Source organism: Methylomonas sp. MS20 (assembly GCF_050275925.1).
GTDB classification, from domain to species: domain Bacteria; phylum Pseudomonadota; class Gammaproteobacteria; order Methylococcales; family Methylomonadaceae; genus Methylomonas; species Methylomonas koyamae_A.
Window position 1 is genome coordinate 4,596,138 of record NZ_CP189962.1, and the last position, 12,325, is coordinate 4,608,462.

At 56.1% G+C, this 12,325-nt stretch carries 12 protein-coding genes; 4 read left to right on the plus strand and 8 right to left on the minus strand.

Annotated elements, in window-relative coordinates; genetic code table 11:
- The first annotated feature begins 45 nt into the window (after positions 1-45).
- The 4 genes from ACQE3D_RS20700 (at position 46) to ACQE3D_RS20715 (ending at position 4,344) form a co-directional block, all read left to right on the plus strand.
- A complete protein-coding gene (locus ACQE3D_RS20700) occupies positions 46-486 on the plus strand; it encodes an endonuclease domain-containing protein (protein ID WP_083385684.1) in 441 nt (146 codons plus the stop codon).
- 84 nt (positions 487-570) lie between these two features.
- Positions 571-2,040 carry a type I restriction-modification system subunit M gene (locus ACQE3D_RS20705; protein WP_313730639.1) on the plus strand — a complete coding sequence of 490 codons (1,470 nt, stop codon included), beginning with the start codon at positions 571-573 and terminating at the stop codon, positions 2,038-2,040.
- Between the two features lie 214 nt (positions 2,041-2,254).
- Positions 2,255-2,557 (plus strand): hypothetical protein, encoded by a 303-nt coding sequence (locus ACQE3D_RS20710; RefSeq protein WP_313730638.1) that lies wholly within the window; start codon positions 2,255-2,257, stop codon positions 2,555-2,557.
- On the plus strand, positions 2,554-4,344 hold the full coding sequence (locus ACQE3D_RS20715; RefSeq protein WP_313730637.1) for a restriction endonuclease subunit S: 1,791 nt from the start codon (positions 2,554-2,556) through the stop codon (positions 4,342-4,344). The genes ACQE3D_RS20710 and ACQE3D_RS20715 overlap by 4 nt, the downstream gene beginning before the upstream one ends.
- A 629-nt stretch (positions 4,345-4,973) precedes the next feature.
- On the opposite strand, the gene ACQE3D_RS20720 is transcribed toward ACQE3D_RS20715, so the two are convergent.
- From ACQE3D_RS20720 to ACQE3D_RS20755, 8 genes are all read right to left on the minus strand, one after another.
- Positions 4,974-5,267: a hypothetical protein gene (locus ACQE3D_RS20720; RefSeq protein ID WP_313730636.1), complete on the minus strand. Its 294-nt coding sequence runs from the start codon at positions 5,265-5,267 to the stop codon at positions 4,974-4,976.
- 305 nt (positions 5,268-5,572) lie between these two features.
- Positions 5,573-6,151, minus strand: coding sequence for a DUF2452 domain-containing protein (locus ACQE3D_RS20725; protein ID WP_313730635.1), 579 nt, complete (start codon positions 6,149-6,151; stop codon positions 5,573-5,575).
- Positions 6,152-6,768: 617 nt separating this feature from the next.
- A complete protein-coding gene (locus ACQE3D_RS20730; RefSeq protein WP_064024693.1) occupies positions 6,769-7,005 on the minus strand; it encodes a TIGR02450 family Trp-rich protein in 237 nt (78 codons plus the stop codon).
- A 107-nt stretch (positions 7,006-7,112) separates the two neighbouring features.
- Positions 7,113-8,243: a S1C family serine protease gene (locus tag ACQE3D_RS20735; RefSeq protein ID WP_313730633.1), complete on the minus strand. Its 1,131-nt coding sequence runs from the start codon at positions 8,241-8,243 to the stop codon at positions 7,113-7,115.
- A gap of 299 nt (positions 8,244-8,542) precedes the next feature.
- The gene (locus ACQE3D_RS20740) at positions 8,543-9,010 is read right to left on the minus strand and encodes a hypothetical protein (RefSeq protein ID WP_157197715.1); all 468 of its coding nucleotides are present in this window, start codon (positions 9,008-9,010) and stop codon (positions 8,543-8,545) included.
- Positions 9,011-9,375: 365 nt separating this feature from the next.
- Positions 9,376-10,020 carry a glutathione S-transferase gene (locus ACQE3D_RS20745; RefSeq protein WP_168033209.1) on the minus strand — a complete coding sequence of 215 codons (645 nt, stop codon included), beginning with the start codon at positions 10,018-10,020 and terminating at the stop codon, positions 9,376-9,378.
- Positions 10,021-10,374: 354 nt separating this feature from the next.
- Positions 10,375-10,593 (minus strand): hypothetical protein, encoded by a 219-nt coding sequence (locus tag ACQE3D_RS20750; protein WP_313730632.1) that lies wholly within the window; start codon positions 10,591-10,593, stop codon positions 10,375-10,377.
- A gap of 242 nt (positions 10,594-10,835) precedes the next feature.
- Positions 10,836-12,188 (minus strand): sigma-54 interaction domain-containing protein, encoded by a 1,353-nt coding sequence (locus ACQE3D_RS20755; protein WP_313730630.1) that lies wholly within the window; start codon positions 12,186-12,188, stop codon positions 10,836-10,838.
- Between the last annotated feature and the right edge of the window lie 137 nt (positions 12,189-12,325).

Sequence of the window (12,325 nt, forward strand, 5' to 3'; positions counted from 1 at the left end):
ATGCAGGAGCAATTGCCGAGAGGGCCGGGGTGAGGAGAATAAAAGTTGACCCTAAACAGCAATGCCCGCAACCTCAGAAAAAACCAAACCAACGCCGAACGCCTGCTATGGCAACACCTGCGCAATCGACAACTATGCGGCCAAAAATTTCGTCGGCAATTTGCCATCGAGCCATTTATCGTCGATTTCGCCTGCCTGGAGGTAAAATTGATCGTTGAACTGGATGGCGGTCAACATACCGAGCAAGTCGAATACGACCAGCACCGTACCGAACAATTGCAGAAACGCGGTTTCAAAGTCATTCGCTTTTGGAATAACGACGTTTTGCAAAATACCAACGGGGTTTTACAAGCGATCCAGATGGAAATTTTAACTTTTACCAATAACCAAACGCCTTCTCCCTCAGGGACGACTGCATGGATGCAGGAGGTAGAGCAAAGCAGGAGCATTTGCCGAGAAGGCAGGGATGAGGGAAATCAAAAATAACGGCGAAGCCACACTATCGAATTTCCCCTCACCCAACCCTCTCCCCCTGGAGAGGGCTTTAGACCCCAGGACAAATAAATCAGCATGAGCAACGTTTCCGGCATCATCAAATCCATTCAAGACATCATGCGCAAAGATGTCGGCGTCGATGGCGACGCCCAGCGCATCAGTCAATTGGTGTGGCTATTCTTTTTAAAGATCTTCGATGACCGTGAACAAGAACTGGAACTGATCGAAGACGATTACCAATCGCCGCTGCCCAACCATCTGCGTTGGCGCAACTGGGCGCAAGACCCGGAAGGCATGACCGGCGACGAACTGGCCGACTTCGTCAACCTGCAACTGTTCCCCACTCTTAAAGACAAACTGCCGCTGCATGGCCCGGCCGGCAAACGCGCCCAAGTCGTGCGCGACGTGTTCGAAGACGCCTACAACTACATGAAATCCGGCACCTTGCTGCGTCAGGTCATCAACAAAATCGGCGAAATCGACTTCAACAACACCGCCGACCGCCACACCTTCGGCAGCATTTACGAACAAATCCTCAAAGACCTGCAAAATGCCGGTAACGCCGGCGAGTTTTACACCCCGCGCGCCGTCACCCAATTTATCGTCAACCGCATCGACCCAAAGCTTTCCGAAACCGTGCTCGACCCGGCCTGCGGCACCGGCGGCTTTTTAAGCTGCGCCATCGACCACAAACGCGAACGCTACGTCAAAACCGAGCAAGACGAACAAACCCTGCAAGCTTCGATTCGCGGCGTCGAGAAAAAAGCCCTGCCGCACATGCTCTGCGTCACCAACATGATTCTGCACGGCATCGACACCCCCACCAACATCCGCCACGACAACACCCTTAGCCGCCCGTACAAAGACTACGGCAACGCCGACCGCGTCGAGGTCATCATCACCAACCCGCCATTTGGCGGCATGGAAGAAGACGGCATCGAAAACAACTTCCCGGCCCAGTTCCGCACCCGCGAAACCGCCGACTTGTTCATGGCCTTGATTATCAAACTGCTCAAAGACAAAGGCCGCGCCGCCGTGGTACTGCCGGACGGCTTTCTGTTCGGCGAAGGCATGAAAACCCGCCTCAAGGAAAGCCTGCTCACGGAAGGCAATCTGCACACCATCGTCCGCCTGCCCAACGGCGTATTCAATCCCTACACAGGCATCAAAACCAACATCCTGTTTTTCACTAAAGGCACGCCGACCCAAACCGTCTGGTATTACGAACACCCTTACCCGGACGGCGTGAAGAGCTACAACAAAACCAAGCCAATGCGCTTTGAAGAATTTCAAACCGAAATCGACTGGTGGGGCGCCGCCGCCGACGGCTACGCCAGCCGTAAAGCCACCGAACAAGCCTGGCCGGTATCGATAGACGACATCAAAGCCCGCAACTATAACCTGGACATCAAGAACCCCCACGTCGGCGAACAAATCAGCCATGACCCGGATGAACTGCTGCAACGCTATGCCGAGCAGCAACAGGACATCGGTCAACTGCGTGACCAGCTTAAAGCCGTTTTGCAAGAAGCTCTCCAACGCTAGTAACTTTGTCCCTTCTCCCCGTGGGACGACTGCATGGATGCAGAAGGTAGAGCAAAGCAGGAGCATTTGCCGAGAAGGCTAGGATGAGGGTGATCCGAAATAATTGCGAAGCCGCATTATTTAATTTCCCCTCACCCCAACCCTCTCCCGCTGGAGAGGGAGCAGGCAATCCCCGACCGATAACTCAATCGAATACCCAATAGCAACATACTCAATGAACGATCTAATCAACCAACATTTGGACATTTGGACTTCCGCCATAGCCAGCAAAGCCAGCGTCGGACGCGGCAATAAATCCCCCTCTCCAGCGGGAGAGGGTCGGGGTGAGGGGAATCCAACCAACACCCGCAATGCCAAAGTCACCGCTTACGGCATCAAAAAACTGCGCGAATTGATTTTGGAACTGGCGGTGCGGTGGAAGTTGGCATCGCAAGATTCGAATGATGAGAGGTTGTTAACTTCCCCTCACCCAACCCTCTCCTTCCGGAGAGGGCTTTTTGGAACACGCACAACATGAACGAACTGATCAGCCAACATTTAGACCTCTGGACCACCGCCATCGCTAGCAAAGCCAGAGCCGGGCGCGGCGCTTCTTCCCCCTCTCCAGCGGGAGAGGGCCGGGGTGAGGGGAATCCAACCAGCCCCCGCAACGCCAAAGTCACCGCTTACGGCATCAAAAAACTGCGCGAATTGATTTTGGAATTGGCGGTGCGGGGGAAGTTGGTACCGCAAGATCCGAATGATGAGCCGGCGAGTGCGTTGCTAGAAAAAATTGCACAAGAAAGAATATGCTTAATAAAAGAGAAGAAGCTAAGAGCACCAAAGGCCATACCAGAAATCGATGAAGGCGAAATACCATTTTTGCTTCCAATTGGTTGGGAATGGGCAAGGTTGGATCAACTTTCACCGAATTCATTAGTTGATGGCGACTGGATAGAAAGTAAAGACCAAGATGCTTTTGGAGATATTAGGCTTATCCAACTTGGAGACGTCGGTGTAAATGAGTTTAAAGATGTTTCAGATAAGTTTATTAACGAAAACACCTTTATGCGATTAAATTGTACAGAATTGAATCATAGAGATATTTTAATCGCTCGCCTACCGAGCCCGATTGGTAGGGCCTGCTTATTTCCTGGATTGAACCAAAAAGCAATAACTGTGGTTGATGTTGCCATTCTAAGATCATTAGATTTTATGCATGACCAGTATTTAGTTCATGCAATAAACTCAACACTATTCAGAATTCAGGTAGAAGAATATGGGAAAGGTGCTACGAGATTTAGGATTTCCACTGGAAATTTAAAATCTATATTAGTGCCAATCCCACCTAAAACAGAACAACACCGCATCGTTGCCAAAGTCGATGAATTGATGGCGCTCTGCGATCAACTGGAACAACAGCAAACCGACCACCTCGCCGCCCATCAAACCCTGGTACAAACTCTGCTCGAAACATTGACTCAAGCCGCCGACGCAGCGGAATTCGAGCAAGCCTGGAGCCGTATCGCCGACCACTTCGACACGCTGTTCAACACCGAATTCAGCATCGACCAACTCAAACAAACCCTGCTGCAACTCGCCGTCATGGGCAAACTGGTTCCGCAAAATATAAACGATGAACCAGCGAATTTATTGCTACAAAAAATTGAAAACGAAAAAGACCAGTTAATTAGACAAGGGAAGATTAAGAAGCAAAAAACATATCCTCAAGTATCTGATCAAGAAAAACCTTTCGATATACCCCCTCGCTGGCTATGGGTGAGATTCGGAATGTTGGTTAACTTTCAATCTGAACTTGTAAGGCCGGAAGATTTCCTGGATTTAGATCAGGTTGCACCAGATTCAATAGAAAAAGGCACCGGTAAACTACTATTTAGAAGAACTGTAAACGAGTCAGGCATCCGAGGGCCAAATAATAGATTCTATGCTGGTCAAATATTGTATTCAAAGATACGTCCATCTTTATCGAAAGCCATCATTGCATCATTTGATGGGTTATGTAGCGCGGACATGTACCCTCTCGAATCAAAGATTCATGTGGATTTTCTATTAAAGGTAATTCTATCGGAACCATTTTTGCAGCAGGTTCGTATTTTAGAAAATCGTATAAAGATGCCTAAGTTAAATGTCGATAGCTTGTCGAGTATTGTTGTTCCATTGCCTCCACTCGTCGAACAACACCGCATCGTCGCCAAAGTCGATGAACTGATGGCGCTGTGCGACGCCCTGAAAGCCCGCATCGCCGCCGCGCAAACCACGCAACTGCAACTAGCCGACGCCATTGTCGAGCAAGCGGTGGCCTAAGCCGCTGTTTCTCCCTCTCGATGGGACGACTGCATGGATGCAGGAGGTAGAGCAAAGCAGGAGCATTTGCCGAGAGGGCTGGGGTGAGGGTGATCAGCCCGTTTATTCCCCTCACCCTAACCCTCTCCCTGAGGGAGAGGGAATTTGCGCTACACCTTCGAAATGAACCGTCAAATTATCACCGAACCCGCTGTATCCCGGTGCTTACAGGATCAGCCGCATTTTTCGACCACTACGCCGACTTCAACACCTGGCTGGAGGACAGCGACGACGCCCAAGCCCGCGCGATAATTTGGGTTTAGGCAATCTGTCGCAGCCGGCCAAAGCGCTGTTTGCCGGCGACAAAGCCAGCGATGAGCACCGCTGGGAGCGCAATATCGAACACTTCAAACCCTTGCGGCGACAAACGGCTTGGCGTTGCTGTGGTAAACGATCGCATCGCCCCGGTCAATAAAAGTCAATGGCAAGCGGCTTTAGCCGCGATTGACAGCGTTCCGACACCGGATTGGTGGCGACATCCTGTGCCTTTCATAGTAAAAACATCCTGAAATATCCAAGCCTTCCGGCTAGCGCACAGTAGCCAATCGCCAATAGGCTCGGCTAACACGCCGCGCTTCTCCATCGCATGGTCAACGCTTCATGCCGGACACGCAGGCATCGCCGCTAAACAGCCGGCATTCCAACGCGAACAGCGAGCGATGCTTGGTTAACAGGCAAGCGTCTGATTCGAACACCGGCCAACCAGTGTTTAACACCCGCGTTCCGCATATAAACACCGGGCGCCCGCCGATGGACATGCGACGATCTGTTTCGAACACCGAGGCGACGCCGATGGACAGTCGGCCGTTTCCGTCGAACAGCGGCGCGTGTCCGATGAACGGCGGCCCGCGCCTCTTGATCGGCGACGCTTGCGTGGTAAACATGAAAGCTTGCGTGTTAAACCATCGACGTTGCATGTGCATCGCGGATGACTGCCTGTTCGGCGGAGAAACGTGGATGTTTATATGGCAACGCTGACGGTTCGGATAAGAACCTTGCGCATGCAAACGACGGCGTTGCCTGTCGAGATGAGATCGTTGCGGTTCAAACACGGCCGCGCGACTGTTCAAACGGCAACGTCCCCCGTTTTTTTATCGCCGTCGTCTGCTTACCGGTATGTTGTTGGGCTTGTGCCTGACTGAGTTTAAATTTCCGGCAAGGCCCACGTGATTGGCGCGGCAAGGCTGCGCTATTCGGTTTGAGTCAGCCGCCGCTGCTTTTCGGCTTGCCGAAAGCTCAAACCCAATATGCCGGATTTTTGCATCGATTGCTTCAGCGAATACGCCAACGCCGAGGCCAGCACTCTGGCGTAATACGGCAGGGTTTCGACGTAGACCGGCAAAGCGTCTTCGATTTTTTCGGCCTGTTGCAGTGCCTGTTCCAGTTGCCGGCGGCGTTCGGCTATCGTTTGCAGGAAGGCCTGGTCGTTGGCGCAGTCGGCGGATAGTTCCAGGGTCCAGGTCAAATCGGCTTGCAACTCGCAGGCGCCGATAAAGCGGCCGGATCGATCCGGCGACCACTGCGCCGGCGCGATCAACGACAGCCGATATTCGCCGTCTTTCAGATACAGCCAATAGGTTTGCTTGGCGGTCGGTTTGAAACGAATGTGGCTGTTTAACACGAACAACGAGGTAAACAAGTCGCTGCTGATTTGCCGCAGGCTTTTGGCTGGGGCGACCAATTGGTTCCGGGCCTGCTGCAAGCTGTCCAGCACGGCGACGCTCCCCTTCCCCTGCGGATTGGCCGGTTTCGCGATCGAGCGGGTCATTCGAGTTTTCCTTTGGCTGGTCAAAAATCCAAGTCGATGCCGGTTGGTTTGGACGTGGGGGCATTGTATCGATTCGGCGTTTGGATGGGAGACGTTCCCTTCGACTCCGCTCAGGGACCGGGTGGCTCTACTCTTGGCTCAGCCAAGGGACCGGGTGGCTCTACTCTTGGCTCAGCCAAGGGACCGGGTGGCTCTACTCTTGGCTCAGCCAAGGGACCGGGTGGTTCTACTCTTGGCTCCGCCAAGGAACCTGGTGGCTCGATTTTGGGACCGGGTCGCTCCGCTCGGAGGCAATGTCGTTAAGATAAGGATTGACCGTTCGTCCTGAGCCTGTCGAAGGGCGAATAGTTAAGCCGTTCATGGTTCGACAAGTTCTCGGCAACCGCTCCTGCGTTGCTCTACCTCCCGCATCCATGCAGTCAACCACGTACGGCTTAACTTAACGGCATTGCGCTCAGGGATCGGACGGCGCCTGTTAGGAAACGGTCACATAACAACCAACTCCGCGCGGCTAAAAACCGGCCCGTTCCCTGAGCGGAGTCGAAGGGAGCGGAGTCGAAGGGGCGGACCGATTGGCTTGGTCGGAAAACCGCGCCAACCCATTCATCGACAGCCCCTCAATGCCAGCCCTGCCGCCACGTGTCCGTATCCAGCAAAGCCCGCCACGGCAGCCGTTGCCTGCGCCGGCTATGCACCGCTTCCAATTCAATCAATTCCAATGGCGCCGCCGGGTCGTCCGGCCACAGCACTTCGCTGACGATGAAGTGTTTTTCTTTACGCCGCGGCGCCACGGCGGTCCATTTGCTGAGCAGCAGTTTGCGCGGATTGAGTCTGGGCGGTTTGCTTGCGGTCATGGTTGATCACACGAGTCGTTTGTCTTGTCAGCTTACCAGCCGATCGCCGAATGGCGAGCTGGCAACAGGGCGCCGGGGCCTCGCGCGCCCGGTTGGGGGGTAAGGCATCAGTTCCCCGGTTGCAAGGTCACTTCGACTTCGCGCGTCCGGCCGTTGTTGACCAGCCGCACTTTGACGACGTCGCCGACTTGCCGATCGTCCAAACGGGCGAACAATTTGGACAGGGAATCGACGTCCTTGCCGTCGATCGCGACGATGACGTCGCCAGGCGCCACGCCGTCCGGCGTGACTTCGACGCCCCGCAAGCCCGCTTGATCGGCCGCCGAGCCGGGTTGCACCCGTAACACCGCGACGCCGGCGGTGCCGGTCAATTCGGCCAGGCGCTCGTTCATTTGCTGGTCGATCTCAATGCCCAGCGCCGGACGAATGTATTTGCCCTGTTTGATCAATTCCGGCACTACCCGCATCACGGTATCGACCGGCACCGCGAAACCGATGCCGGCCGAGGCGCCGCTGGGGCTGTAAATCGCGGTATTGATGCCGATCAAGCGGCCGGCCGAATCCAGCAGCGGGCCGCCGGAGTTGCCGGGATTGATCGCCGCGTCGGTCTGGATCAAATGCTCGACGGCCGGGCCGTCTTGGCCGCCCAGCGAGCGATCCAGCGCCGAGACGATGCCGCTGGTCAAGGTCCAGTCCAAACCGAACGGGTTGCCGATCGCGAATACTTTTTGCCCGACCTTGAGGTCGTTGCTGGTGCCGACCGGTACCGGCGGCGGCCGTTTGAAGCCAACGCCGATTTTCAACACCGCGATGTCGTGCACCTGGCTGGCGCCAACCAGCGCCGCTTTATAGTCACGGCCGTCGGCCAGCTTGACGGTGGCTTCGTTGGCGCCGGCGATCACGTGGAAATTGGTGACCACGTGGCCGGCCTCGTCCCAGATAAAACCGGAACCGGAGCCCTTGGGCACCGAGAATACGTTGCGGGTCCAGGCGTCGCGCACCAGCGAAGCGGTGGTGATGTAAACCACCGAGTCACGGGATTTTTCGAATAGTTCTATCGTGCTTTTTTCGTCGGCGGCCAAATCGCCGCGCGCCGCGACGGTTCTGACCGGCGCCGGCTCGGTCGGTGTTTCCGGCCGCCAATGCCACAGCAGGATCAACCCGGCCGCCACCGCGCCAACGGCGATCAGGCGTTTGACGAATACATCGGCTGAATGGGGATTGGGAGAATGTTGCATGGTGACCTCCGGCTTGGGGAGGCTTCCGCGACGGACCGCGGGAACCTCAATCTACGCTTTGCACGCTGGGCGACTGACTAGAATCTCGCCAGCAAGCGGCGCTACATCCACAGCATGGTGAGCGATGGCATAAATTTCAAGCGGAAGCTTCATTTTGATTGGCGAAACTGAGCCGGCCAACGCTCACAAACCACGACGGCCTCATCCAAATCGGCCAGCCGCTATACTGCTCCAAAGCTAGCCGACGGCGAAATCGGCCCCGCCGGTTTGGGATCACACCGCCGGCGGGGTTTTAGCGCTTAGTAGAACAACACCGACGCGGTGCAGTTGAGGTCGATGTACTTCGAAGCATTCACAACGCCAACAGGGGGTTCGGTGGTGAATGGTGTCTGTACGTGGGTCAAAATCAGCTTGCTCGCGAAGCGGTAAGGCGCATTGCCGAGATTGATTTGCGGAATGACCAACGAAGCGTGATCCACGCTGACATCCGGGATAAAGCCCAAAGTTACCTCCCACAGGTCGCCAATTAAGGTCGATTCCACGGAAATATCGGTATCCTGGTAAGAATAACTCTTCTTACCCAGCTCCAGATTGAGCACGGTGGTCGCCGGCAGGATGCCGACTTCCGATTTACTGCCGACACTGAGGCTTAGGCTGGCCCCGCGACCAACGCATTCATAATAATTCGGTTGTTGCGCGGCGTCAGCGGCACTCAGTCCCGCGCCTAACAGCACGGCCGTCATAAATGAGGTACGTAATAGTTTCATGATAACTCCTGTTTGTCTTGGAAATGCTCGGACAATCGATTGATCGAATCCGACTACGCTGACCAGCCGCTCTAGCAACATTCATCAGCGGGTAAACAATAACCGCAAATCCGTGTTCCGGAAACCCTCCCTAAGTAGGGTATTTGCGCGTTAGGCCCATTGAGTCGTCAAGTAAAAACTCGATAGGGCCGCGCCCGCCAAAGCTCTAACGACCAAACGACGGTTTTCGCGCCGGAAGAAACCTATGCTGAATCGTTACAAGTCTCTTAGAGAGGTTTCGGCCGGAACCGAGGCCTTTCCAACTTAAGGTATCTCCGTACGTTATCGAAACACTTTCCAAGGACTCAAGCCCCATTGCAGAGCCGCTAAATTAAGCCGCCGAACCAAACCGGCGCGGCGTCCGGCTGCCAGGCGCTGTAACCGTGCATAATGCCCGCGAAACGTTTCGACGCCAAAAACTCGCTCAACCAGCGCCGCAACGCCGGGTAAGCGGCGGCCTCGAACCAAGCATTGTCAACTGCCGCGAATTGGCGGACAAACGGCGCAATCGCGGCGTCGGCCAAACCGAACCGGTCGCCGCGCAAGTAGGCCGAGCCCCTTAGACGATCATCCAATGCCGTCAAAAACGCCTCGCCGTGTCGGCGATAATCGGTCTGGCTGTGTTCGGGATAGCGATCGGCATACTTATAGCGGTCCAGCCAGTGCTTGAACTCGCCGTCGTTGCGCGCGATCAAGGCGCGCGCCGAGTCGGTGCCGGCCAGCCAACCTTCGGGATCGGACCGCCGTAAGGCCCAGAACATGATGTCCAGGCTTTCGTCGACGACCTCGCCGGTTTCGGTCAGCAGCACCGGTACTGTGGCCTTAGGCGAAATCGCCAACAATGCCGCCGGTTTTTGACGCAATTGGACTTCGCGCAGCTCGACAACGACGCCGGCGGCCGCCAGTGCCAATCGAGCCCGCATCGCGTAAGGACAGCGGCGGAAGCTATATAGGATAGGGAAAGCGGACATCGACATAGCTAAACCGTATCGGAAAAACGCAGGGGTTTTATCACAGGCGCCGGATCGGGAGCGGATTTTTATCCTCGCTAAAAACATCGGTGTCGGCACCGCGTGCCGGAGCGACTTGGATTTAAGCGGATCGCCAACGCCTAGCACTGCTTGCAAAGACCGGCAAAGCCTAAAAATAGCCCAGGCCTTTCTACCCGTCGCTGAACGCTTGCTTCTTTCGCTGCCGCAACCAGTCCTACTCAGCGCAGAGGATTACCGGCGGCTTCGCGAACAACCTCGCGGGACACTCCTCCGGCGCTTAATGTCCGACCTGAAACTGAAAGTCGAACCGGCCGCCGCCAGCTCGAAGGACGCTTACCTGCCAGGTATTGGCTGGCTGGCGGCCAGCACCGCCCCGGCGGGTTCGCCGCCACCCAAAACTTGCGGCTGGCCGGCGGTAGAAGTAGCGGCAGTGACCGTGACAGGGTCGTGCCCTCCGAAAATCCAGGCGAACATCGCGTGGATGGTCGCGCCGCCGACGATCAAGTGCGCGAGCACAACCACCAGCAAGCCGGCTTTTATCGGATGTTTCATGTTGATGCTCCTATCGGCCCCGGATTTCGAATTGCCCGAAGCGCTACAAAGTGCGAAATCTAACAAACCTCGTGATTTTTCGATATGCGTTGAATTGCCGCACCGCCGAGCCGCCAACGCGAGACCGTCGCGACAACGCTTGGCGGCCGTGGGCGCGAGACATCCTCGGTCCGGTTCCAAGACAGCGCTGTCTCGTGCGGACCGCGAGTATTGAGGCAAGAACCGATCAATCCGGCCCGCCGCTACAACCCGTATTTGCGCCGCTTGCGCCAGAAGGTGGCTCGGCTCATGCCGGCGTAGCGGGCGGCTTGCTCCAAGTTGCCGCCACCCTGAGCCAAAGCTTCGCGGATCAGCCCGGCTTCGTCGCCGCTACGCGCCCCGGTCTGACCTGCAAGCGGGAGCTTGGCCGCCGTGCCGAACGGTTCGCGGAACTCCGGCGGCAATTCTTCCAAGCGCATTTCGCTGCCCCGCCCCACAGCAAAGGCGTATTCGACCACGTTCTGCAATTCCCGGACGTTGCCGGGCCAAGGGTAATCCAACAGCAAGCGCATTGCTTCCGGCGCGATCGCATCGATCCGGCGCCGACCTTGCAAGTTGTGGCGTTCGATCAAATGCCATAGCAACAGACCAATATCCTGGCGGCGATCGCGTAACGGCGGCAGATAAATCGGCACCACCCGCAAGCGGTACATCAAATCTTCGCGAAAGCGGCCGGCCTTGACTTCCTCCCGTAGCGAGCGGTGGGTGGCGGCAATGATGCGCACGTCCACGCTGACCGCCGCGTCGCCGCCAACCGGAATGAAATTGCGCTCCTGCAACACCCTTAGTAGCTTGGCTTGCAATTCGAGCGGCAATTCCGCGACTTCGTCCAAAAACAGCGTGCCGCCGTTGGCGCGCTGGAACAGGCCGATGTGATGCCGCACCGCGCCGGTAAACGCGCCCTTGACGTGGCCGAACAGTTCGCTCTCCAGCAAGCTGGGCGTCAGCGCCGCGCAGTTAATCGCCAAAAACGGCTGGAAATGGCGAGGGCTTTCCAAATGCAGCGCGTGAGCAACGATTTCCTTGCCGGTTCCCGATTCGCCGCGTATCAGTACCGTCACTTCGGTTTCGGCAACGTTGCGGATGATGGCGATCGCTTCCCGCATCAAGGGATCGCGGGTCAGGATGCCGTGGAAACTGTCGTGGTCGCCGGCACTGGCCGGCTGGGCTTCGGTTTGCGGTCGAACGATTTCCAGCGCCCCGACGAACACCCCGTTGCCGTCGAAAAACGCCCGCGCGGTTCGATAACACGGCAGCGTGACGCCGTTGGGCAAGTGGACGTTCAATCCCTGCGACTTGATGATGCGCAGTTCCGCCAAATTGCAAGGGTCGCCTTCGCCGTCGCAATGCAACACCGTGTGACAGGGTTGGCCCAGCGCGGTTTCGGCGCCGATGCCGAACAGCTTTTCGGCGCTCTTGCTCCAGAACAGTATCTGGCTGTCGGCATCGACGATGAATACCGCACCGCTGTCGGCCAGATCGCTGAGCGCCTCGACCAGCGGCTCGGCGCCGGCCCGGTAAAGCCAAGTTTTAAACAATGCGGATGAAAACGACATAGGCCTTCCAAGCGGTTGTTTCAAAAATGTTTCAAGCGTATCAGTATTGTTTCAATGTTTCATCATGAAACAACCATTTCCGCCTTGCCCCCTACCGACAGCCTGTAAAATCAATTACTTAGCCTATGACAATTCAG